The organism is Lentzea chajnantorensis, from assembly GCF_054300775.1.
This window is the reverse complement of sequence record NZ_JBSDZT010000002.1, coordinates 979407-1002606: the sequence shown is the minus strand read 5'-3', so window position 1 is coordinate 1002606 and position 23200 is coordinate 979407. Positions and strand designations below refer to the sequence as shown.

Annotated in this window: 22 protein-coding genes; 15 read left to right on the top strand and 7 right to left on the bottom strand. The window is 70.3% G+C overall.

Annotation, left to right across the window (positions count from 1 at the left end):
* Positions 1-106: 106 nt before the first annotated feature.
* The 4 genes from ACVDFE_RS05495 to ACVDFE_RS05480 are packed head-to-tail and all read left to right on the top strand — an operon-like array spanning position 107 to position 6683.
* Positions 107-1561, top strand: a complete 1455-nt coding sequence (locus ACVDFE_RS05495) for a cytochrome ubiquinol oxidase subunit I (RefSeq protein ID WP_360396987.1) — start codon at positions 107-109, stop codon at positions 1559-1561.
* Between the two features lie 12 nt (positions 1562-1573).
* On the top strand, positions 1574-2545 hold the full coding sequence (cydB, locus tag ACVDFE_RS05490) for a cytochrome d ubiquinol oxidase subunit II (RefSeq protein ID WP_360396986.1): 972 nt from the start codon (positions 1574-1576) through the stop codon (positions 2543-2545).
* Positions 2545-5571, top strand: coding sequence for a thiol reductant ABC exporter subunit CydD (cydD, locus tag ACVDFE_RS05485; RefSeq protein ID WP_458429767.1), 3027 nt, complete (start codon positions 2545-2547; stop codon positions 5569-5571). The genes cydB and cydD overlap by 1 nt, the downstream gene beginning before the upstream one ends.
* A gap of 5 nt (positions 5572-5576) precedes the next feature.
* Positions 5577-6683, top strand: coding sequence for a GAF domain-containing sensor histidine kinase (locus ACVDFE_RS05480; RefSeq protein ID WP_458429766.1), 1107 nt, complete (start codon positions 5577-5579; stop codon positions 6681-6683).
* Here ACVDFE_RS05480 and ACVDFE_RS05475 read toward each other — a convergent pair.
* Complete coding sequence (locus ACVDFE_RS05475) at positions 6661-7278, bottom strand: response regulator transcription factor (protein WP_360397105.1); 618 nt, start codon at positions 7276-7278, stop codon at positions 6661-6663. The two genes, ACVDFE_RS05480 and ACVDFE_RS05475, sit on opposite strands and share 23 nt — an antisense overlap.
* 121 nt (positions 7279-7399) lie before the next feature.
* Here ACVDFE_RS05475 and ACVDFE_RS05470 point away from each other — a divergent pair, with 121 nt between their 5' ends.
* Positions 7400-7834, top strand: a complete 435-nt coding sequence (locus ACVDFE_RS05470; RefSeq protein ID WP_458429765.1) for a GNAT family N-acetyltransferase — start codon at positions 7400-7402, stop codon at positions 7832-7834.
* A 46-nt stretch (positions 7835-7880) separates the two neighbouring features.
* Here ACVDFE_RS05470 and ACVDFE_RS05465 read toward each other — a convergent pair whose 3' ends face one another.
* On the bottom strand, positions 7881-8399 hold the full coding sequence (locus ACVDFE_RS05465) for a macro domain-containing protein (RefSeq protein ID WP_360397104.1): 519 nt from the start codon (positions 8397-8399) through the stop codon (positions 7881-7883).
* A gap of 135 nt (positions 8400-8534) precedes the next feature.
* Here ACVDFE_RS05465 and pheA point away from each other — a divergent pair, with 135 nt between their 5' ends.
* Together pheA and ACVDFE_RS05455 are read left to right on the top strand one after the other, a co-directional pair.
* Positions 8535-9425 (top strand): prephenate dehydratase, encoded by an 891-nt coding sequence (gene pheA, locus ACVDFE_RS05460; RefSeq protein ID WP_360396982.1) that lies wholly within the window; start codon positions 8535-8537, stop codon positions 9423-9425.
* Positions 9422-10018: a histidine phosphatase family protein gene (locus tag ACVDFE_RS05455; RefSeq protein WP_458429764.1), complete on the top strand. Its 597-nt coding sequence runs from the start codon at positions 9422-9424 to the stop codon at positions 10016-10018. Before pheA ends, ACVDFE_RS05455 begins: the two co-directional genes overlap by 4 nt.
* Positions 10019-10069: 51 nt before the next feature.
* Here the strand turns inward: ACVDFE_RS05455 and ACVDFE_RS05450 are convergent, their stop codons facing one another.
* Together ACVDFE_RS05450 and ACVDFE_RS05445 are read right to left on the bottom strand one after the other, a co-directional pair.
* Entirely contained in the window at positions 10070-10420 is a 351-nt protein-coding gene (locus tag ACVDFE_RS05450; RefSeq protein ID WP_360396980.1) for a metallopeptidase family protein, read from the bottom strand.
* Positions 10417-11499, bottom strand: coding sequence for a septum formation family protein (locus tag ACVDFE_RS05445; protein WP_458429763.1), 1083 nt, complete (start codon positions 11497-11499; stop codon positions 10417-10419). The genes ACVDFE_RS05450 and ACVDFE_RS05445 overlap by 4 nt, the downstream gene beginning before the upstream one ends.
* Positions 11500-11640: 141 nt before the next feature.
* Between ACVDFE_RS05445 and ACVDFE_RS05440 the strand changes: the two genes are divergently transcribed.
* The 4 genes from ACVDFE_RS05440 to serS all read left to right on the top strand — a co-directional run bounded on the left by ACVDFE_RS05440 (position 11641) and on the right by serS (position 15348).
* Positions 11641-12306: a hypothetical protein gene (locus ACVDFE_RS05440; RefSeq protein WP_360396978.1), complete on the top strand. Its 666-nt coding sequence runs from the start codon at positions 11641-11643 to the stop codon at positions 12304-12306.
* A 3-nt stretch (positions 12307-12309) separates the two neighbouring features.
* A complete protein-coding gene (locus ACVDFE_RS05435; protein WP_360396977.1) occupies positions 12310-13473 on the top strand; it encodes a glutathionylspermidine synthase family protein in 1164 nt (387 codons plus the stop codon).
* A gap of 23 nt (positions 13474-13496) precedes the next feature.
* Positions 13497-13949, top strand: a complete 453-nt coding sequence (locus tag ACVDFE_RS05430) for a DUF350 domain-containing protein (RefSeq protein WP_360397103.1) — start codon at positions 13497-13499, stop codon at positions 13947-13949.
* A gap of 142 nt (positions 13950-14091) precedes the next feature.
* Positions 14092-15348 (top strand): serine--tRNA ligase, encoded by a 1257-nt coding sequence (gene serS / locus ACVDFE_RS05425; protein ID WP_360396976.1) that lies wholly within the window; start codon positions 14092-14094, stop codon positions 15346-15348.
* Here serS and ACVDFE_RS05420 read toward each other — a convergent pair.
* A complete protein-coding gene (locus ACVDFE_RS05420) occupies positions 15345-16217 on the bottom strand; it encodes an LLM class flavin-dependent oxidoreductase (RefSeq protein WP_360396975.1) in 873 nt (290 codons plus the stop codon). The two genes, serS and ACVDFE_RS05420, sit on opposite strands and share 4 nt — an antisense overlap.
* 60 nt (positions 16218-16277) lie before the next feature.
* Between ACVDFE_RS05420 and ACVDFE_RS05415 the strand changes: the two genes are divergently transcribed.
* Complete coding sequence (locus ACVDFE_RS05415; RefSeq protein WP_360396974.1) at positions 16278-17081, top strand: HAD family hydrolase; 804 nt, start codon at positions 16278-16280, stop codon at positions 17079-17081.
* A 17-nt stretch (positions 17082-17098) separates the two neighbouring features.
* On the top strand, positions 17099-18031 hold the full coding sequence (locus ACVDFE_RS05410; RefSeq protein ID WP_360396973.1) for an NAD-dependent epimerase/dehydratase family protein: 933 nt from the start codon (positions 17099-17101) through the stop codon (positions 18029-18031).
* 42 nt (positions 18032-18073) lie between these two features.
* On the opposite strand, the gene lhgO is transcribed toward ACVDFE_RS05410, so the two are convergent.
* Entirely contained in the window at positions 18074-19261 is a 1188-nt protein-coding gene (gene lhgO / locus ACVDFE_RS05405) for an L-2-hydroxyglutarate oxidase (RefSeq protein WP_458429762.1), read from the bottom strand.
* Between the two features lie 176 nt (positions 19262-19437).
* Entirely contained in the window at positions 19438-20586 is a 1149-nt protein-coding gene (locus tag ACVDFE_RS05400) for a hypothetical protein (protein ID WP_458429760.1), read from the bottom strand.
* Between the two features lie 22 nt (positions 20587-20608).
* Here ACVDFE_RS05400 and ACVDFE_RS05395 point away from each other — a divergent pair, with 22 nt between their 5' ends.
* Entirely contained in the window at positions 20609-22114 is a 1506-nt protein-coding gene (locus tag ACVDFE_RS05395; RefSeq protein ID WP_458429759.1) for a hypothetical protein, read from the top strand.
* Positions 22114-23199, top strand: a complete 1086-nt coding sequence (locus tag ACVDFE_RS05390) for a class I SAM-dependent methyltransferase (protein ID WP_360397102.1) — start codon at positions 22114-22116, stop codon at positions 23197-23199. The genes ACVDFE_RS05395 and ACVDFE_RS05390 overlap by 1 nt, the downstream gene beginning before the upstream one ends.
* Position 23200: the final 1 nt, after the last annotated feature.

Sequence of the window (23200 nt, the reverse complement as noted above, 5' to 3'; positions counted from 1 at the left end):
CGCAGGTCACGCACGAGCGTGACCTCGCGCACGGGACCAAGGTCCCGAGCCGGGACGGGACCGTCGTACCTGATGAGAGCCGTGTCCGGTCCATACGCTCGATGACGTGGAAGTACTCGAACTCGCGCGGTGGCAGTTCGGCATCACCACCGTCTACCACTTTCTGATGGTGCCGTTGACGATCGGCCTGTCCCTGCTGGTCGCGGGGATGCAGACCGCGTGGGTGCGCACGGGCGACGAGCGCTACTACAAGATGACGAAGTTCTGGGGGAAGCTCCTCCTGATCAACTTCGCCATGGGCGTCGTCACGGGCATCGTGCAGGAGTTCCAGTTCGGCATGGCCTGGAGCGCCTACTCGCGGTTCGTGGGAGACGTGTTCGGCGCGCCGCTCGCGATGGAGGCGCTCGTCGCCTTCTTCGTCGAGTCGACCTTCCTCGGCCTGTGGATCTTCGGCTGGGACAAGCTGCCCAGGAAGGTCCACCTGGCCTGCGTGTGGGCGTTCAGCCTCGCGACCATGGCCAGCGCGTACTTCATCCTCGCGGCCAACTCGTGGATGCAGCACCCGGTCGGCGTCGAGATGCACGAGGGCAGGCCGCGGCTCACCTCGATCTGGGCGGTGCTGACCAACAACACCACCCTCGCCGCGTTCCCGCACACCATCGCGGGCGCGTTCGCCGTGGCCGGCGCGTTCCTCGTCGGCATCGCCGCCTGGCACCTGCACCGCAGGTCGGAGGAGGAGAAGGTCTGGCGCGGCTCGCTCAAGCTCGGCACCTGGGTCGGCGTGGTGGCGTTCACCGTGCTCGCGATCACCGGTGACCTCCAGGGCAAGCTGATGTTCGAGCAGCAGCCGATGAAGATGGCAGCGGCCGAGGCCCTGTGCCACACCGAGGAGCCGGCGGCGTTCAGCGTCTTCGCGATCGGCGACGTCACCAGGCCCGACTGCGAGAACGTCAAGAGCATCACCGTGCCCGCGCTGCTGAGCTTCTTGGCGCACAACGACTTCAACACCGAGGTCAAGGGCATCGAGGAGCTCGTCCCGATGTACCAAGAGCGCTACGGGGAGTTCTACCCCGTCGACGACCGGCTCGGTGAGCTCAGCGGCAAGCCGATCGACTACGTGCCCGCGCTTCCCGTGACGTACTGGGGCTTCCGCCTGATGATCGGCTTCGGCGCGATCTCGGCCGGTCTGGGCGTCTTCATGCTCTGGCTGACCCGCAAGAACCGGACGCCCACCGGCTGGTGGTTCCCGGCTCTCGGCCTCGCCGGCATCGTGACCCCGTTCCTGGCCAACAGCTTCGGCTGGATCTTCACCGAGATGGGCAGGCAGCCGTTCGTGGTGGTGCCGAACCCGTCCGGGGTGGACGGTGTCTGGATGTTCACCGCGCAGGCGGTCAGCAACAGCCGGCCCGGCGAGATCCTGACCTCGCTCATCGCGCTCACCGCGGTCTACAGCGTGCTGGCGGTCGTGGAGGTCTACCTGATCCGCAAGTACGTCAGAGGCGGTGTCCCCGGCGTACTGCCCCAGAAGTCCGACGACGGCGCCCTGGCGTTCGCGTACTAGGGGAGGGACGACGTGGAAACGCTCTGGTTCGTGCTCATCGCCGTGCTGTGGCTCGGCTACCTGTTCCTCGAAGGCTTCGACTTCGGCGTCGGCATGCTGCTGCCCGTCCTCGGGCGCACCAACGCCGAACGCCGAGTCATGATCAACACCATCGGGCCGGTCTGGGACGGCAACGAGGTGTGGCTCATCACCGCGATCGGTGCCACGTTCGCGGCCTTCCCGGGCTGGTATGCGGCGCTGCTCAGCGCCGCATACCTGCCCCTCACGCTGTTCCTCGTCGCGCTGATCGGGCGCGGTGTCGCGTTCGACTACCGCGGCAAGGTCGACAACCCGCGCTGGCGCAAGGCGTGGGACGTCACGATCGTCGCCGGCTCGTGGATCGCGACCCTGTGCGTCGGCCTGCTGATCTCGACGACGGTGCTGGGCCTGCCGATCGACGAGAACGGCGACCGGGTCGGCTCGGCGTTCGCGGCGATCCGGTTCGACACCGTGCTCGGCGCGCTCGCGTTCGCCGGTTACGCGCTGGTCCACGGCGCCGTGTTCACCGCGCTCAAGACCGAGGGCGAGATCCGCGAACGGGCCCGCCGCGTCGCCCTGACGCTCTCGCCGGTCGCCCTGCTGCCGCTGGTCGCGCTGCTCGCGGTCGTGGCGGGGGTGTGGGCGGGCCTGGTCGTGCTGGTGCTGGCCGCGGCGATGTGGCGGCTGCTGCACAACCGCGACGGCCAGTCGTTCGCGCTGATGGGGCTCGCCATCGCGGCCAGCGTCGTGATCCTGTTCGGCTCGCTGTACCCGGCCGTGCTGCCGTCGACGCTGAACGACGCGTGGTCGCTGACCATCGCCAACACCGCGTCGAGCCCGTACACGTTGAAGGTCATGACGTGGGTGGCGGCGTTCGGCACGCCCGCCGTGCTCGTCTACCAGGGCTGGACCTACTGGGTGTTCCGCAAGCGCATCGGCGTGCGGCACATCCCGGCGGCGCACTGATGAAGCGCGGCCCGCTGGGAGCGCTGCCCCAGCTCTCGAAGAACGCCCGGCGCGCCCTCGTCGGGGTGGGCGCGCTGGCGTTCTTCAACTCCCTCGCGCTCGTCGCCCAGGCCGTCGCGCTCGCGTCGGTGATCACGACCCGCGAGGGCCTCCCGCTGCTGGCCGGCGCGATCATCGCCCGCGCGGCGCTGTCGTGGGCGACCGAGAGCGCCGCCGCCCGTGCGGCAGCCGGTGCCAAGGAGGAGCTGCGCACCCGGCTGCTCGCCGCGTCGTTCGAACGGGGTCCCGGCTGGATCGCCGACCGCGGCACCGCCGAGCTGTCGGTGCTCGCGACGAAGGGCCTCGACGCGCTCGACGCGTACTTCACCCGCTACCTGCCCGCGCTGGTCACCGCCGCGGTTGTGCCGCCGCTGGCCGGTGCCTGGATCCTCTTCACCGACTGGCCGTCGGCCGTCCTGATCGCCATCACGGTCCCGCTGATCCCGGTCTTCGCCGCCCTGACCGGCTGGTACACCGAGAAGCGGGTCCAGAAGGCGGCCGACGTCACCGAGCTGCTCTCCGCCCAGCTGCTCGAACTGCTGCGCGCGCTGCCGGTGCTCACCGTGTTCGGGCGCGCGAAGCAGCAGGCCGCCGCGGTCCGCCAGATCGGTGACCAGCACCGCAGGGCCACGATGGGCACGCTGCGGATCGCGTTCCTCAGCGCCCTCGTCCTGGAGATCGCCGCCTCGCTGTCGGTCGCGCTGATCGCCGTCGGCGTCGGCGTCCGCCTCGTCCACGGCGACATGACCCTGATGACCGCGCTGGTCGTGCTGATCCTCGCCCCGGAGTGCTACCTCCCCCTCCGCGCCGCCGGCGCCGCCCACCACGCCAGCGAGGACGGCCTTGAGTCCGTCCGCCGCGTAGCCGCCATCGTCGACAACGACAGGCACGCGGGGCCCCCGCGTGCGCTAGGAGAGTACGAAAGCTCCCCGCGTGCACTTGGCGGGCGGGTACATGTCGACAATTTGCGGGTGTTGCGGCGTGGGGGGTTCGCGCCGGACGGGGTGAGTTTTGAGGTGAGGGCCGGGGAGGTCTACCGGCTCGAAGGGGCGAGTGGGGCGGGGAAGTCGACGACGTTCCAGGTGTTGCTCGGGTTCGTGGAACCGACGGACGGGGCGGTGCGGGTCGAGGGCGAGATCGCGTACGTGCCGCAGCGGCCCGCGTTCGCCGCCGCCACGCCCCGCGCCGAGCTGGAGCTGACGGTTCCCGGTGCCGAGGACATCGAGGAGGTCGCCGATGAGGTGGTGGCCACGCACCTGCTCGACCGCCGCATCACCGACCTCTCGACCGGTGAACGCCAACGCGTCGCAGTCGCGCGCGCCCTGCTGAGGGTCCGCCACGGCGCCACGGTGCTGCTGCTCGACGAACCGACCGCTCACCTCGACCCGGTGACAAGTCGCAAAGTCGACAAAGCGATCAAGAAGGCCAGTGGGACCGCGGCCGTCGTCCTCGCCTCGCACCGCGACAAGGAGGCGACGGAGGAGGAGACGTTCGCCAAGGTCGTCACGGAGGAGACGCAGCGGGAACGCCCGAAGCGCCTGCCGATCCCGTGGAAGGGCGCCCTGCTGGGCGTCGCCGCGGCCGCCGCCGGCATCGCGCTGACCGCCCTGGCCGCCCACCTGATCGCCCGCGCCGCCGAGATGCCGCCGATCCTGACCCTGACGGTGCTGACCGTGGGCGTGCGGACGTTCGCGTTGAGCAAAGGCCTGCTCCGCTACCTCGAACGCCTGGTCACCCACCACGAGGCGTTCCAGCTCGCCACCAACCTCCGCGCCGAGCTGTGGCTTCGGCTCGTGCGCACGCAACGCCGTGATGGCCTGCAACGGCTCGTGGACGACACGGACACCGTTCGCGACCTCGTGCCGCGGGTGCTCGTGCCACCGGTCGTCGCCATCGGTGCCGGCATCGCGACCACGGTCCTGTTCGCGTTCATCGACCCGGCGGCCGCCCTCACGCTCGGCGGCCTGCTGCTCGCGGCCGGGCTCGCCGCACCGGCCGTCGCCGTGTGGACCGAACGCCGGGCCAGCACCAAGCTCGCCCGAGGCCGCCGCAAGGTCGCGACCGACACGATCAACGCCCTCACCGCCGCACCGGACCTCATCGCCCACGACGCCCACCACCGGCTGCTCGCGCAGCTGCACGCCGAGGACGCCGAGCTCGCGCGGCAGACCCGCAGGCAAGCGTTTGGCACCGGCGCCGCCACGGCGATCGTGCTGCTCGCGACCGGTGCGGCCGCCCTGCTCTGCGCCACGACCGGCAACCCGGTCCTCGGCCTGGTCCCGCTCGCGCTCGCCGAGCCGCTGGCCGCCCTGCCGCTCGCCGCCCAGCAGCGCAGGGCCCTGCGGGAGGCCAGCGCCCGGCTCCAGTTCGACGCGCCGGAGCGGCCGGAGCCCAGGCGCGGCAAGCGGATCCGGCTGGAGAACGTCGACGTCCGCTGGCCCGGCGCGACCGAGCCGACGCTGCGCGACCTGCACCTCAACGTCGAGCCCGGCACGCACGTCGCGGTCGTCGGACCGTCGGGCGCCGGCAAGTCGACGCTGTTCGCGCTGCTCCTGGGCTTCCTGCCACCGGAGCGCGGCATCGTGGAGCTGCCCCGCGCGACCTGGTGCCCGCAGGAGCCGATGCTGGTCAGCACCACCGTCCGGGAGAACCTGCGGATGTCGGGCCCGCACGACGACGAGCAGCTCAGGGACGCGCTGCGGAGGGCGTGCCTGCCCGAGTGGACCGACCGGCTCGACACCGTCATCCGGCCCGACCAGGTCAGCGGCGGCGAGGCGCAGCGGCTGGCGCTCGCCAGGGCGTTGCTGCACGACGCCGACGTGGTCCTGCTCGACGAGCCCACCGCCCACCTCGACGAACCGACCGCCCGCAAGGTGCTGGAGGAGCTGCGGCGCGACGGCAGGACGGTCCTGCACATCACCCACCGCCCCGACGAGGCTGCGCGGGCGGACCTCGTGCTGGACCTCGGCACCCCCGCCTACCGTTGAGGACCATGGACCCCTCCCTGGCGCGGCGCGTGCTCGTCGCGTCCACCGAGATCACGTCGGCGGCGCTGGAAGACCCCGAGAACGTGCTGCGGCTCGTGGTCGAGGCGGCCGCGGAGATCGCGGACGCCGACCTCGGCCTCGCCATGCTCGCCACGCCCGACGACGACGGCACGCTCACCGTCGAGGCGTCCAGCGGTGAACCGGTCGTCGCGACCCTGAGCCCGCGCAGCGCCGCGGCCAAAGCCGCCCGCACCGGCGTCCCGGTGATGGCCGGCGACGTGACGAACGACCCGCGCACTGCCCCGTACGTGCCGCACGCGCTGCGCAGCTACGGCCCGTTCGCGGTGGCCCCGTTCGGCACGTCCGACCGCAAGATCGGCGCCCTCGCGGTCTACCGCAGGCGCGACAAGCCGGCGTTCACGCAGGAGACGGTGGACGTGCTGAGCGCGTTCGCCGCCCAGGCAGGGCTCGCGGTCGTGCTCGCGGAGGGCTTCACCGCACGCCAGCGGGTCGCCGTCTACGAGGAGCGCGAACGCATCGCCCGCGACCTGCACGACGTGATCATCCAGCGCCTCTACGGCGCCGGCGTGCAGCTCAGCCTGCTGGAACGCCGGCTGGGCAAGAAGCTCGACCACACCGACCGGACCCGCATCAACGAAGCCGTCGACCTGGTCGACGAGACGATCGCCGAGGTCCGCGCGACCGTCCGCAAGCTGCGCAACACCGACCCCGCCGACTCCACCGACCTGCTCGACTCGGTCAACGCCGAGGTCCGCACGGCCGGTGAGCTGCTCGGGTTCGGCCCGCGCCTGCACGTGGCCGGCGACCTGGCGAACGTGCCGCGCAGGCTCGCCGACGACACCCGAGCGGCCCTGCGGGAGGCGTTGTCGAACGTCGTGCGGCACTCAGGTGCCACGAACGTCCAGATCGACGTACGACGAGATGAGAAGCATCTGCTGCTGCGGGTCGCGGACAACGGATGCGGCATCCCGTCCGGCGTGACTCAACGCGGACTGCGGCACCTCGCGGAACGGGCCAAGTCCGCGAGCGGCGATTTCCGCGTCGTGAGTTCACCGAACGGGACGACGCTCACCTGGTCCGTCCCCGTTTAGCCACCCATGCGGCGGCTTGCGTACGCCGTTCCATCCCGAGTTTGGCGAGCACGGACGTCACGTAGTTCTTCACGGTCTTCTCCGCGAGGAACAACCTTTCACCGATTTGGCGGTTTGTCAGACCCTCACCGATCAGTTCCAGCACCCGTTGTTCCTGGTCGGTGAGTCCGACCGGAGCCGGATTCCGCATCCGGTCGAGGACGCGCGCCGTCGTGGCCGGGTCCAGAAGGGACCGTCCAGCCGCGACCTCGCGCACCGCGGTGACGACGTCCTGGCCCCGCACCTGCTTGAGCAGATATCCCGACGCACCCGCCATGATCGCGCCGACCAGCGCCTCCTCGTCGTCGAAGGCGGTCAGCACGAGGCAGCGGACGCCCAGGTCCCGCAGCGTCCGGCACAGGTCCACACCACTGCCGTCGGGCAGCTGAACGTCCACGACGGCCACGTCGGGCGAAGTCCTCTGGGCCCGCGTCACCGCCTCGTCCACGGAACCGGCCTCGGCGATGACGGAGATGTCCTCCTCGTCGTCGAGCATCTCGCGCAGTCCTCTGCGCACTACTTCGTGATCGTCAACCAACAAAACGCGCACTGGCACGAATCCACCGTACGTCGAATGGGTGTTCCTGAGCGTCACTCGGATTGAGACAGTTCTTGGCATGGCAGAAGGCTCAGTACGACCGATCGAGGAAGCAGATCGCATAGTCGTCGCTCGGTTGGTGCTTGAGCTATGGGGAGCGCACACCTCCGTCGCGCACGGAGAGGTGTTCTTCCCGGCGAGTCTGCCGGGCTTCCTCGTGGAGAAGCAGGGCCACGTGCTCGGCCTGCTGACCTACGCGGTGGCGAACCACCAGCTGGAGATCGTCACGATCGACGCGCTGCGCAGGGGCCGCGGCGTCGGCACCGCGCTCGTCGACGCCGCGGTCCGCCAGGCGCGCACGCTCGGGTGCAACCGCGTGCGCCTGACGACCACCAACGACAACCTGGACGCGTTGCGCTTCTACCAGCGCCGCGGGTTCAAGATGACAGCGTTGCGGCCCGACGCGGTCCGCGAGGCGCGCAAGCTCAAACCGGAGATCCCCACCGTCGGCGACTTCGGCATCCCCATGACGGACGAGCTCGACCTGGAACGATGGGTCGCACCCCGCCAGTAGTCCACAGGTGTCCACAACTCTGTCCACAGGGTTGTGCACAAGTGGACTACACGCGCAGCGGGTTGAACGCCTCGTCCCACGCGGCGGCGACCTGACGCGCGCACGTGGTCGGCGCGACGCCTCCCACCCCGGTGCCCAGACCCGGCATCGCGATGGTGTGGACGGCGTCGCGCACCGGCGTGCCGTCCTCCAGCCTGCCCTCGAGCCAGAGCCGCAGGACGGCGCGGGCGGCCAGGTAGGGGTGGACGGTGTCGTTCGGCAGCAACTCGCCCGGCATGCGCATGGTCGGCGCGCTGATCAGCCACGCCGGCTCGGTCTCGCCGGTCGCCACGATCTGCGCGTCACCGACCGGGAGCTCACCGCCGTGCAACGCGAGCACGGCGCTGCGGACGTTGTTCTCGACCATCGGGAACGCCTGCGCGTAGACGGCGTCGATGCCGCCGCGCATCCAGCCCTGCGAGTTCGCCGGGCTGACCACGGCCTGCGCGTGGATGTCCAGCACGGACCCGCGGTGCACCCGCACACCGCTCCGCCCGGCAGCCACGGCGAGCCAGGCGTTCGCCATCGGTTCGTCGACCGCGCACAACACGAGTTCTGGCGCTAGAGCGGGCACGCCCCAAGCATTCCAGTTCGCACGGCCCCGGCGGAACCCAGGTTCGGCCGCTGACACAGGCGTGATCCTCACCTCTACTGTGAGCGGGTGCCTCGCATTGCGTACTTCGGACCACAGGGGACCTTCACCGAGCAGGCAGCGCTCCGGTTCGGCTCCGACCTCGTCCCGGTCGACACGATCCCGCTCGCCGTCGCGGCGGTCCGGTCCGGCGACACCGAGTTCGCGTGCGTCCCGATCGAGAACTCCGTCGAGGGCGCCGTTCCCGCGACGCTGGACGTCCTGATCCGCGACACGCCCGTGGTCGCCGTCGCCGAGACCGTGCTCGACGTCCGGTTCAGCGTCCTGGTCCGCCCCGGCACCACGTCGATCTCGACCGTCGCCTCGCACCCGCACGCGCTGGCCCAGACCCGTGAGTGGATCGCAGCCAACCTGCCCGGCGCCACCTCGATCGCCACCTCCTCGACCGCCGCCGCGGCCGCCGCCGTGGAGCGCGGCGAGTTCGACGCCGCTGTCACCGCCCCCGTGGCGATCAACCACTACGGGCTCGAAGAGCACGCGGTCGACGTGCTCGACGTGGCCGACGCGCGCACGCGGTTCCTGCTGCTGCGCCAGCCGGGTGAGCTGCCGCAGCCGACCGGTGCCGACCGCACCAGCGTCGTCGTGACCACGCCGAACCGCGTCGGCGTGCTGTCCGAGCTGCTCACCGAGATCGCGTTGCGTGGGATCAATCTCACCGGCCTCGAATCGCGTCCCACGAAGGGCAAACTGGGGACGTACCGCTTCTACATCGACGTCGAGGGGCACATCGCAGAACCGAGGATCGGTGACGCGCTGGCCGCGCTGCACCGGCACTCGCACGAGATCCGGTTCCTGGGGTCCTTCCCGAAGGCCGACCGGGAACCCGTGACCGCTCACAACGACGAGTTCGCCGCGGCAGCCTCCTGGGTCGATGCTGTCAGAAAGGGCGAGCGCGGGTGAGGTTGCTGCTGGTCAGGCACGGCGAGACGGCGTCGAACATCGAGCGGAAGCTGGACACGGCCATGCCCGGCCCCCCGCTCACCGAACTGGGCCACAAACAGGCCCGCGAACTGGCCGACTCGCTCGCCGGCGAGGACATCACCGCCGTCTACGCGAGCATCGGCCTGCGTGCCCAGCAGACCGCCGCCCCCACCGCCGAACGCTTCGGCCTGCCCGTCCAGGTCCTGGAGGGCATCGAGGAGATCCAGGTCGGTTCCCTGGAGGGCCGCAACGACACCGAGGCCTACCGGACCTACCTGGAGACCGTCGTGAAGTGGGCGGAGGGCGCCCTCGACGTGGCGTTCCCCGGCGGTGGCGAGACCGGGCAGCAGGTGCTGGACCGGTTCCTCGGCGCCATCAGGTCGATCCACCGCGACACCGGCACCGTCATGGTCGTGACCCACGGTGGCGCCGGCCGCATGGGCGCACTGGCGCTCGCCGACAACGTGCCGGTGGAACTGGCGGAGAACCTGCTGCCGAACACCGGCGTGGTGGTGCTGGAGCGCGACGGCGACGGCTGGCTGTGCCGCTCGTGGGCAGGCGTGGACGTCTAGCCCCCTTGCTCCACCGGCATCTGCAAGATGCTGGAGCAGCAGGGGGAGGGGTCAGCCCCAGCCCAGCTCGTGGAGCTTTGCGTCGTCCACGCCGAAGTGGTGCGCGATCTCGTGGACCACGGTGACGATCACTTCCTCGACCACGTCGTCCTCGGTGGTGCAGATGTCGAGGATCGCCTCGCGGTAGATGAAGATGTGGTCGGGCAGGGTGCCGCCGTAGTCGGTGTTCCGCTCGGTCAGCGCGATGCCCTGGTAGAGGCCGAGCAGCGACGGCTCGTCCGGGTTGCGGTCCTCGACCAGCACGACCACGTTGTTCATGGCGTGCAGGAAGTCGGGTGGGACCAGGTCCAGCGCCTCCTCGACGAGCTCGTCGAACCGGGCGCGCGTCATCTCCACAGTCATCGGTTCTCGGTTGTCGTCGTCGTGGTGGGCTGGCTGCTGGACGGCTTGTCGGGCTTGCCGGACTCGGACGGTTCCGCGCTGCCGGACGGCTGGCCGGACTGGGAGTGCAGCGGGGCACCGGTGGGCTCGTCCTGCGGCTTGACCGAGGTGGTCTGCGGCGGGTTCGAGGTGGTCAGCGGGGCGCCGTCGGGGTTGCGGACGCTGCCCTTCCACGCGACGAGCTTCTCGCCCTCGGGGACGGCACCGATCTTGCAGTTGGCCTTGCGGGAGCCGACGGCCCAGCTCTCCTGGGCGCGGACGTCCCACGTCACGAGCAGGCCCTTGGCCTTCAGGTCGGCGCCACCGGTGTACTCGACCGCGATCGCCGCGCACTGCTCGGACATCACGGCGTCCTGCTTCTCAGGCGCCAGGTACTCGCCCTCGGGGTGCGCGAAGACACCGATGATCTCGAACGCGTGCGGCTGGGCGCACTCGATCGGGTCGCCGACCGTGTTGTTCTCACCGAGCGCGACGCACACGCCGGGGTCGTACACGTTCGACTGGTCCTGGGTCTTCGCGCTGCCGAACGAGGGCAGCGGCGCGCCGGAGGGTGCGGTGACCTGGAGGCCGCAGCGCAGCTGGCGGTCGCCGTTCTTCCAGCGGTTCTCGTCCGGGTTGAGCGAGCTCACGCCGTACTTGCCCTTGGGGTCGAGCTTGCCGGACATGTACGTCGTCGCCGCCTGCGCGCAGTTGTCCTGGGCGATCTTCTCCCACGCCTCGGGCGTCGGGAACGGCGCTTCCTTCGGGTAGCCGGCCGCGATGTCGGCCGTGCCGGTCACCTCGAACCTGTGCGCGGCGGTGCAGTCGACCTTCTGCGCGTCGGACAGGTCGGTCTTCGCCCAGTTCAGGCAGTCGCCCGCCACGGCCTGGTAGGCCGCGTTCACCAGCTCGCGCTTGGTGGTCAGCGGGCCTCCTGCCAGCACGGACGTGAACGCGGACACCATCAGCAGGCCGAACGCGCCCACGAACGCGCCCAGCATCACCAGCCGCGTGTCGCGGATGTGACCTGATCGACTCAACCAACCGGCGCTCGGAGACATCTCATCCATGATGCCTGTGCTGTGTGAGACGGCTGTCGGCCGGGTTGGACCAAAGGGGGCGAGTGTTGCTATTAGGACACTCGTCACCTGATTGGCCGTCAAATGGTCGTATCGCTAGGTACCTTGCCCGCGGGAGTGGTGATGACTGACAACAACCAGCAGGGGATGCCGCCTCAGGGGCCTCCCGGCCAGCCGCAAGAGCCGCAACAGCCGGCGCCGTACCAGCAGCTGCCGCCGCAGGTGCCGGTGCCGCAGCCGGGACCGGCCCAGCCCCCCGCCCAGCAGAAGGGCAAGGGCCAGGTGCGCCAGCAGCAGGCCGGTGTGACCAAGGCGCGTCAGCCGTCGGTCGCGGAGCAGCGCGCCCGTGCCGCCGCGCAGAAGGCGCAGCAAGAGCGGTTCGCCGCCGAGTCCGCCGCGTTCGAGAAGCGCCGCAAGACCCGCAAACGCCTGCTCATCGGTGGTGGCGTCACGGTGGGTGTCGTCGCGCTGATCGCGATCTGGTACGCAGCCGCCAGCCCCAAGAACGTCACGGCGCAGTGCACCGACAAGAACAACGTCATCGTCGACGACGACTACTGCGACGAGAGCTACTACCGCAGCCACGGCGGGTACAGCAGCGGCGGGTTCATCTACATCGGCGGCAGCCAGTACCGCTACAACTACGGCGGTTCGGGCGCGGTCGGCCAGAAGGTGACCGGCGGCAGCTACACCATCCCCAAGGGTGCGAACGTGTCCACGAAGTCGGGCACGACCGTGCAGCGCGGCGGGTTCGGCGTCAGCAGCGGCAAGTCCAGCAGCGGGAGCTGACAGTTGCGTCGTGAAACCTCCTCACCGCGGCCGAACTGGCAGCGGACGGTCTCTGACCAGGGCCTCGTGTTCGGGCTGCCCGCGAAGTACGCCAACGGCTCCGACCGCCCGTACTGGGACGAGTCGGTGCACTACGTGTTCGAGATGAGCGAGATCCTCTCGCTCGAAGCCGACGTCGAGCTGCTCCACTCCATGTGCCTCGACGCGGTGGACAACGTGGTCACCACCGAGCGCTACCGCGACTTCGGCATCCCCGAATGGGTGTGGCCGCACATCGCCGAGTCGTGGCGGCGGCACGACCCGCACCTCTACGGCCGCTTCGACCTGCGCTACGACGGCTCCGGCCCGGCCAAGCTGCTGGAGTACAACGCCGACACGCCCACCTCGCTGCTCGAGGCCGCGATCATCCAGTGGAACTGGAAGACCGACGTGTTCGCCGACGACGACCAGTGGAACTCGCTGCACGAGCAGCTGGTCGAGCGCTGGTCCCAGATCGGCGCGAAGCTGCCCTCCGGTGAGGTCCACTTCACCTGGTCGGGCGCGGAACCGTCCGGCGAGGACCACCTCACCACCGCCTACCTCCAGGAGACGGCCGCGGAGGCCGGGCTGAACACCGTCGGGCTCGCGATCGAGGACCTGGGCTGGGACACGCTGCTCAACCGGTTCGTCGACCTCGAAGAGGCCCCGATGAACACCGTGGTCAAGCTCTACCCGTGGGAGTGGGTGGTCGAGGAGCAGTTCGGCCGCCACGCCGTCGAGTCGCTGCCCGCCACCCTGTGGATCGAGCCGCTGTGGAAGATGCTGCTCTCCAACAAGGCGCTGCTCGCGGTCCTGTGGGAGATGTACCCGGGCCACCCGAACCTGCTGCCCGCGTACCTGAACAACCCCGGCATGCTGACCGAGTACGTGCGCAAGCCGCTGCTCGGCCGTGAGGGGTCGAACATCCAGATCGTCGCGCCCGGCTACGAGACGCAGACCGGCGGCGTGTACGGCAAAGAAGGCTTCGTGTACCAGCTGTTCGACCCGCTTCCGGACTTCGACGGCTACCGCCCCGCGTTGGGAGCCTGGGTCGTCGGCGACACGTCGGCGGGACTGGGCATCCGGGAAACAGTCGGTCTGGTGACCGACGATGGCGCGGCGTTCGTGCCGCACCGCATTGTTGAGTGAACTCCGAAAGGGAACAGCACATGATCACGACGCAGCTCGCGTTGGACCCCGGCTTCGGCTCGGCCATCGGCCGGGGCATCGGCGCGATCGCGCTGTACGCCGTCGTCGGTCTGGTCCTCATGGTGTTCGGCTTCTACGCGATCGACTGGACGACCCCGGGCAAGCTGTCCACCCTCGTCCGCAACGGTGCACCGAACGCCGTCATCGTGACCGCCTCCGGTCTGCTGTCGATGGCCTTCATCGTGGTCGTCGCCATCACCAGCTCGGTCGGCAAGCTCGACGAGGGCCTCCTCTCGGCCCTGATCTACGGCTTCTTCGGCATCATCGTGCAGGTGGCCGCGGTCCGGCTGCTGGAGTGGATCACCCGCCTGGACATCGGCTCGATCATCGAGTCGGACCGGTTCGCCCCGGCCTCGGTCGTCGTCGCCTCCGCGCACCTGGCGCTCGGCCTCGTGGTGGCGGTCGCGATCAGCTAGCCCCACCTTTCCGCATCGCGGAAGTCACGCGGGGGCCCCGCGTTCCCCCTGGAGGAACGCGGGGCCCCCGCGTGCCCGGTCGGTGGGCGGGTGGGCGGAACTCGGTGAGGGGCGTGGTACGGGCTGGTCTACCCTTCTCAGGGTGATTGACCTCAAGGTGTTGCGCGAGAACCCGGAGATCGTGCGCGCTTCGCAGCGTGCCCGCGGCGAGGACGAAGGTGTCGTCGACGCCCTGCTGTCCGCTGACGAGCGCCGGCGTTCCGCGATCTCCCGCGCGGACACCCTGCGCGCCGAGCAGAAGGTGCTCGGCAAGGAGGTCGGCAAGGCCAAGGGCGACGACAAGACCGCGTTGCTGGTGAAGGCCAAGGACCTCTCGAACGAGGTGAAGGCCGCCGAGGCCGAGCAGCACGCCACCGCGGCCGAGGTCGACGAGCTGCTGGCCAAGATCCCGAACCTGGTGCACCCGGACGCCCCGGTCGGCGGCGAGGACGACTTCGTGGTCCTCAAGACCGTCGGCGAGCCCCGCGAGTTCGACTTCGAGCCGGTCGACCACCTCGACCTGGGCACGAAGCTGGGCGCGATCGACATGGAGCGCGGCGCCAAGGTCGGCGGGTCGCGGTTCTACTTCCTCACCGGGGTGGGGGCGCAGCTGGAGCTCGCGCTGCTGAACATGGCGGCGGCGCAGGCGACGGCGAACGGCTTCACGTTGATGATCACGCCCACGCTGGTGCGGCCGGAGATCATGGCGGGCACCGGCTTCCTGGGTGCGCACTCCAGCGAGATCTACCACCTGCCGAACGACGACCTGTACCTGGTCGGCACGTCCGAGGTGCCGCTCGCGGGCTACCACGCCGACGAGATCCTCGACGGCGAGCGGCGCTACGCGGGCTGGTCGTCGTGCTACCGGCGCGAGGCCGGCTCGTACGGCAAGGACACCCGCGGCATCATCCGCGTGCACCAGTTCAACAAGGTCGAGATGTTCTCCTACGTCAAGCCGGAGGACGCCGAGGCGGAGCACGCCCGGCTGCTGGCGTGGGAGGAGGAGATGCTCGCCAAGATCGAGGTCCCCTACCGCGTCATCGACACGGCGACCGGCGACCTGGGCACGTCCGCGCACCGCAAGTTCGACTGCGAGGCGTGGGTGCCGACCCAGGGCAAGTACCGCGAGCTGACCTCGACGTCGAACTGCACCACGTTCCAGGCGCGCAGGCTGAACGTCCGCTACCGCGACGAGAACGGCAAGTCGCAGATCGCGGCCACGCTCAACGGCACGCTGGCGACCACGCGCTGGATCGTCGCGATCCTGGAGAACCACCAGAACGCCGACGGCTCGGTCACCGTGCCCGCGGCGCTGCGGCCGTTCATGGGCGGCGTCGAGAAGCTGGTCCCGAAGGGCTAACCGAGCGCGGGCAGCACGTCGGCGGCGACCTGTTCGACCACCGACTCGCTGCCCGCGTACACGCCGTCGTGCCGCGGCCAGTGCGACACCACGTCGGTGAAGCCCAGCTCGGCCGCGCGGCCGACGGCGTCGGTGAAGCACTGCACCGACGACAGCGAGTAGACCGGTGCCGAGTCGAGGTTGAGGTACCGGTCGACGCGCGTGCGGCGGCCGGTGCGCAGGATCGTCTCGTCGAACTGCGCGGCCATCCGCGCGACGCCGCGCCACCACTCCTCGTGGTCCTCGGCCGGCGGGCCCATCGTGACCCAGCCGGTGCCGAACCGCGCCGCCACCTCCATCGCCTTCGGCCCGTTCGCCGCCACCACGAACGGCAGCCGCGGCCGCTGCACGCAGCCGGGGAAGCCGCGGGCCTCCACGGCCTGGTAGTAGCGGCCGTCGTAGCTCACCTCGTCCTGCGACAGCAGCTGAGCGAGCAGCTCGACGAACTCGGTGAACCGCTCGGTGCGCTCCTTCGGCAACGGCGGCTTGCCGCCCAGCACCGTCGTGTCGTAGCCGGGGCCACCGGCGCCGACGCCGAGCGTGAACCGGCCGTCGGACACGTCGTCCACGGCCAGCAGCTCGCGGGCGAACGACACCGGGTGGCGGAAGTTCGGGCTGGCCACCAGCGTTCCCAGGCGAATCCGGGTCGTCACCATCGCGGCGGCGGTGAGCGTGGGGATGGAACCGAACCACGGTCCGTCGACGAGCGTGCGCCACCCGAGGTGGTCGTAGGTCCACGCGTGGTGGAAGCCGTACTCCTCGGCGGCCCTCCACTTGGGCTCGGCAATCCACCAGCGGTGCTCGGGAAGGATCACTATGCCTGTGCGCACACCCGTACCGTAACGACCTGTTCTGCCGCCGGACGAACCACACCAGGCAACATGGTGGACGTGGAACAACCTCTGCTGGTCGCGACCGACATCGACGGAACCCTGCTCACGCCCACCGACGAGGTGTCACCCCGCACCGCGGCGGTGGTCGGCCGGGTGATCGCGGCGAAGGTGCCCTTCGTCCTCGTCACGGGCCGTCCGCCGCGCTGGATCCCCACGCCGGCCGCCAAGGCGGGCACGACGGGTCTCGCAGTCTGCGCGAACGGCGCCGCCCTCTACGACATCGCCGCCGACCGCGTCCTGTGGCGCAGGGGCCTCGACCCGGTCCTGCTCAGCGACATCGCGAGCACGCTGGACCGCGTCCTGCCCGGCTGCGCGCTCGCCGTCGAACGCCTCGGCGAGACCGCGGCCGACTCCGACTTCGTCGCCGAGCACGGCTACGAGCACGCCTGGCCGGAGGGACCGTCCGAGGACGTCCACCGCGCCCGCGTGCTCGGGTTCGACGCCGTCAAGATGCTGGTCAGGCACACCGGCATGACCAGCGCCGCGATGGTCGAGGCGTGCGAGGGCCTGGTCACCGACCACGTCGACGTGACGTTCTCCACGAACAACGGGCTGATCGAGCTGTCCGCCAAGGGCGTCACGAAGGCCACCGGTCTCGCCGACGCCGCCGAGCGCTTCGGCGTCCCCGCGAGCGCCGTGGTGGCGTTCGGCGACATGCCCAACGACATCCCGATGCTGCAGTGGGCTGGGCACGGCGTGGCGATGGCCAACGCGCACCCGTCGGCCCTGGAAGCGGCGGACGAGGTCACCGCTCCGAACTCGGAGGACGGCATCGCCCTGGTCCTCGAGCGCTGGTTCTGACCTCGTAGGCTGGCGCCATGCGTGCTCTCGTGACCGGCGGTGCCGGGTTCATCGGCTCCACCCTCGTCGACCGCCTCCTGCGCGACGGCCACACCGTCCACGTCGTCGACGACCTGCGGCGGGGCAAGCGCACGGCGCCCGAGGCCCACGCCGAGCGCTACTCGTTCACGCAGCTCGACGTCACCTCGCCGGAGCTGGCCGACGTGGTCGCGGCGGCCGCTCCCGAGGTCGTCTACCACCTGGCCGCGCAGATCGACGTGCGCGTGAGCGTCGAGCGGCCGCTGGACGACGCGACCCAGAACGTCCTGGGCACCGTGAACCTCGCGGAAGCCGCCCGCCGCGCCGGCGTGCGCAAGGTCTGCTTCGCCTCCTCCGGTGGCTCGATCTACGGCACCCCGGACGTGCTCCCGGTGTCCGAGGCCGTGCCGATCAACCCGAAGTCGCCCTACGCGGCGTCGAAGGTCTCCGGCGAGGTGTACCTCAACACCTACCGCCAGCTCTACGGCCTGGAGTGCACCCACCTGGCGCTGGCCAACGTCTACGGTCCCCGCCAGGACCCGCACGGCGAGGCGGGCGTGATCGCGATCTTCGCCAACGCCCTGCTCGCCGGGAAGCCGACCAAGGTCTTCGGCGACGGCGGCAACACCCGCGACTACGTCTACGTCGAGGACGTCGTCTCGGCGTTCGTCGCCGCGTCCGGTGAGGCCGGCGGCGGGCAGCGCTACAACATCGGCACCGGCCACCAGGTGTCCGACCGCGAGCTGCACACGCTCGTCGCGAAGGCGGCGGGTGCCGCGGACGACCCGGAGCACGCCCCGGCCCGCCTCGGCGACCTGCGCGCCTCCGCGCTCGACGCGAGTGCCGCGGAGCGCGACCTCGGCTGGACCCCGGAGGTCGACATCGCGACGGGCGTGTCCCGCACGGTCGACTACTTCCGCGCTCAGCTCTGAGCGACCGGCCGGGCCTGGCGGAAGGTCAGGCCCGGCCGCCCGTCAGGCCTGGGCGACCGCCTGGTCGGCCACGTACCGGGCGATCTCCAGCGACGACGTCGCCGCCGGAGAGGGTGCGTTCAGCACGTGCACCTGGGCCGGTGCCGTCTCGATGAGGAAGTCGTCGACCAGCGAGCCGTCCGGCAGCATCGCCTGCGCCCGCACGCCGGCCTCGGACCTGACCAGGTCCGACTCCTGCACCGCCGGCACGAGCCGGGCCAGCGAGGCGGCGAACCGCTTCTTCGAGAACGACCGCAGCACCTCCTCGGCCCCGGTCTTCGCGAACTTGCGGGCGAGCTTCCAGATGCCGGGGAACCGGGCCACGTCCCAGAGGTCGGCGGGCGAGATCTGGGTCCACCGGTAGCCCTCGCGGCGCAGCGCGAGCACGGCGTTGGGGCCCGCGTGCACGGAACCGTCGAGCATGCGGGTGAGGTGCACGCCGAGGAACGGCAGCGTCGGGTCCGGCACCGGGTAGATGAGGCCCTTGACCAGGTGGCGCGCCTGCGGGGCGAGCTCGTAGTACTCGCCGCGGAACGGCACGATCGTCGCGCGCGGCTCCAGGCCGGCGAGGCGGGCGACGCGGTCGGACTGCAGACCGGCGCAGTTGACCAGCAGGTCGGCGCGCAGCACCTCGGTGCCGGTGGCGACCTCGACCCCGCCGGTGCGGCCGGGGCGGATGCCCAGCGCGGGCGTGAACAGGCGCAGGTCAGCACCGGCCGCGTTCAGCAACCGGACCAGCGCGCCGCAGATGCCGGGGAAGTCGATGATGCCGGTGCTCTCCACGCGCAGGGCGGCCACGCAGGAGACCTCGGGCTCGTAGTCGCGCGCCTCGGCGGGGGAGATCAGCTTGGCGGGCACGCCGTTCGCCTCCGCGCGCTCCGCGAGCACGTTCAGCGCGGGCAGCTCGTCGGGGGAGGTGGCGACGACGAGCTTGCCGCACACCTCGTGCGCCACCCCGTTGGCGCGGGCGAAGTCGATGATCGAGCGGTTGCCCGCCACGCTCATGCGCGCCTTGAAGGAGCCGGGCTTGTAGTACAGCCCCGCGTGCACCACGTTGGAGTTGTGGCCGCTCTGGTGGGCCGCCCAGTGGCCCTCCTTCTCCAGAACCGTTACCCGGTAACCCCTGCTGACCAGCTCGTTCGCCGTTGCCAGACCGAGGATGCCGCCACCGATCACGATCGCGTGCCGCAAGACGTCTCCCTCATTCACCTCGTGGACCGCACGCCCGCTCCGGTGGACCGCGCGTACGGCCGACAAGGATACGTCCGGCCGGGATCGGCGCGGTCGGCCCCGGTATGGTGACGGCCGCTGTGTCATCTGGGCAGCACGCAGAAACTCCGTGGTATGAGCCATTCGCCGGTGCGGTGTCACCGCGGTGGGGAAAAGGGGGCACCGCGATGACTCAGGTCGCGGCAGCACGACGTCATCCGCTGTTGGAGGACGTGCACAGGATCATCGAGGACCGGTCGTGCTCCGTCCTCTCGTTCGACATCTTCGACACGATCCTGTGGCGGCGCGTGCCCCGGCCCGCGGACGTGTTCGGCATCCTCGGCGCCCGCCTGCGCGCTGCGGGGCTCGCGCCGGAGTGGGTGACCGACGCCACGTTCCGCCGGATGCGCGTGGTCGCGGAGGACAAGGCGCGCAACGGCCGCGAGGCGCTGGGCACCGAGGTCTCGCTGTTCGACATCTGGCGCGCGATGCCGTCGAACGTGTTCCCCCGCGAGCGCCTCGACGAGCTGGTGAAGGCCGAGATCGAGACCGAGCGCGAGTACACGGTCGTCGACCTCGACATGGCCGAGGTGGTGAAGAGCGCGCTCAAGCACGACGTGCAGGTCATCTTCGTCTCCGACACCTACTTCACCGAAGAGCACCTCAACTACCTGCTCGACCGCCCCGAGCTGGGCAGCCTGAAGGACGTCAAGATCTTCCGCTCGCACCAGCACGGGCTGGACAAGGCGAGCGGGCTGTTCGAGATCGTGCTCAAGGAGATCGGCAAGGAGCCGGAGCAGGTCGTGCACATCGGCGACAACGTGGTCGCCGACATCGAGGTGCCCGGCGAGATGGGCGTGCGGACCGTGCTGTTCCGCCGCCTCGACGACGAGCTGACGAACGTGCTGGAGCGCGAGAACGACACGGTCGAGCACTTCGGCCCGTACGCGCCGCACTTCGACGCCGTCGAGGGCGACTTCGGCATCACCAGCCTGCGCGCCAAGACGATCCAGGCCGGCCGGCACCAGTCCAACTCGGCCGTCGACACCGCGTGGCGGTACGGCGCCTCGGTGTTCGGCCCCGTCCTCACCGGCTTCGCCGAGTGGGTGGCGTGGAAGGCGCACACGGCGGGCAAGAAGGTCCTCTGGTGCCCGATGCGCGAGGGCGAGCTGCTCTCCGAGCTTCGTCAACAACGCGGCGAGGGCCCGCGGCTGGGACGTCACGGCCAAGCCGATCTGGCTGTCCCGCCACGTCACGTCGATCGCGGGTGTCACGGAGTTCGACACCGACTCGATCCACGAGTTCATCCGGCGCAGCTACCAGCTGAACGTGCGCCAGGTGCTGTCGACGATGGGGCTGCGCGCGGGCGACGTGCCGAGTCTCGCCGGCGACCTGAACACGGTCATCGACAACGGCGGCATCGCGGAGCGGGTCAGCATCGCGCTGACCGAGACCCCGCACATCCAGAACCGCCTCAAGGGCAACCTCACCGCCGCCCGCGAGCGGCTGATGCTCTCGCTGCGCAAGGCGGGCGCGCTGGACGGCGACGACATCACCCTCGTCGACCTCGGCTGGGGCGGCACGATCCAGTACATGCTGGCCAAGGCGTTGAAGGCGGCGGGCAGCGACATCGTCCCGGCCGGTCTCTACATCGCCACGGACCACCGCGCCGCCCGCGCGTACCTCGCAGGGCTCCAGGTCGAGGGCTACCTCGCCCAGGCCGGTCACCCCGAGGACACCTGCGCCACCATCGTGCGCAGCCCCGAGGTGTTCGAGCAGTGCGTCAACTCGATCTGCGGCTCGCTCATCGGGTTCACCGAGGACGGTGCGCCGGTGCTCGGCCCGGTCTCCGAGTCGACCTCGCAGAACAACGAGCGCAGGGCCGTGCAGGACGGCATCAAGGCGTTCCAGGCGCAGTGGAACCGCTACGTCACCCACTCCGACGGCCGGTGGGCGGACCTCACCACCTCCCCGGCGGCGAAGGACCGGCTCGCCAACATCCTCGTGTCGGCCCTCAAGGCGCCGACGCCGGAGGAGGCGGCCGTGTTCGGCAACTGGGCGCACGAGGACAACTTCGGTTCCTCGGTCGTCACCAGGATCGTGCCGGAGGACCTGAAGGCCGTGCTGCCGTACCTCTCGCCGGCCGACCTCGACGACCTGCACATGCGCGACTCGTTCTGGCCGGCCCTGCTCGCCGCGTCCGACACCGGTCTCGGTGCGGCCGCGCGCGGTCTCGCCACCGGCCGGATCGAGCCGTCGGTCTTCGAGTCGAGCGGTGAGCCGATGGAGACGGCGCTGTACTACCGCACCGCCGAGGACAAGTGGCGCGAGGCCGGGCGCAAGCGCGTGCGGATCAACCACAACGGCCTGTCGTTCGCCCGGCTGCGGTTCGAGCACCACGACACCATCGACCTCTCCCTCGCACTGCCCGGACGTCCCGCGATCGTGCGGGTCGACTGGATCGAGGCCGAGGTCGTCGCCGCGGGCGGCCGCAAGGTCACCGTCCGCTGGGAGGGCCACGACGACTTCGCCGGCATGAGCTACCGCGAGTGCCGCTGGCTCGGCGCGAACATGGTCGAGTTCGACAACGAGCACTCCGCGCTGATCCTGCCGATCGCGCAGCGCGCCGGCGGCTGGGTGTCATCGGGCCAGGTCACCGTCGGGTTCGCGGTGCTGCCGCAGTCCATCTCGCACCTCTCCCCGCACCTGCCGACCGCGAAGAAGCTCGCGCGGGTGTCCGGTCGCCTCAAGCAGGAGTACAGGACTCGCGGTCCGGCCGGACTCGCGGCAAGCGCGGCGCGGATCGCGATCCGCAAGCTGGGAGGTAACACGTGATGCTCGACCCGGCGATGACCGGCGACAGAACCGATCCCCACGCCCAGGCGAGGACCGCGCGGCAGCAGCCCTTCCTGCTGCACTCGATGTCCGTCTTCCACGAGATGTTCAAGATCCTCTTCACCTACAAGAAGATCGAGAGCGTCCTCGAGGTCGGTGTCGAGTCCGGTCAGGTCAGCTCGATCTACACCGAGCTGGGTGCGTCGAAGGTCTACTGCATCGACCCGTACCCGACCGCGGAGCTGCGCGAGACGCTCGCGAAGAACCCGAAGCTCGAGCTCGTCGAACGGCCGTCGCCGCAGGTGCTGGCCGAGCTGCCGGCCGCCGACCTGTACGTGCTGGACGGCGACCACAACTACGCCGTGCTGCACGGCGAGCTGACGTACCTGCTCAAGAACACGCCGGACGCGGTCATCGCGCTGCACGACGTGCTGTGGCCCTGGTCGCGCCGCGACCTGTACTACGAGCCGTCGCTGCTGTCCGGTGACGCCAAGCACGAGGTGTCACTCGTCGACGGACCGACGATCTGGCACGACGAGCTCACGCCCGCCGGTTTCGTCGGGCACGGCTCGTACAGCGTCGCCGTCGAGGCGGGCGGCGAGCGCAACGGCGTGCTGACCGCGATCGAGGACGCCATCGCGGAGGCCGACGAGGACTGGCTGTTCGTCATCGTGCCTGCCGTGTTCGGCATGGGCGTGATGGTGCGCAAGGACGCCCCGTTCGCCAAGAAGCTGCTCGACGCGCTCAAGCCGTACACGTCGTCGAAGCTGCTCGCGATGATGGAGAACAACCGCGTCGCCATGTACACACGCGTGCTGCAGCTGCAGTACGAGGCGGTGGCCGCCGCGGAGAACCACGACCGCTTCGCCGAGGAGGTGGCCCGGCAGCGCGTGGAGATCGAGCGGCTGCACGGCGAGCTCGCACGGCGGAACCACGAGCTCGGGGTGCTCCGCACGCAGAACGCGGAGCTGCAGCGCCACCTGCGCGACCCCGACCTGGCGGGGGAACCCAACATCGGCACCGTGCTGCACCAGCTCAGCCGCGTCGCCGGCAAGCAGATCCGCAAGGCGCGCAACGGGTCCTGAC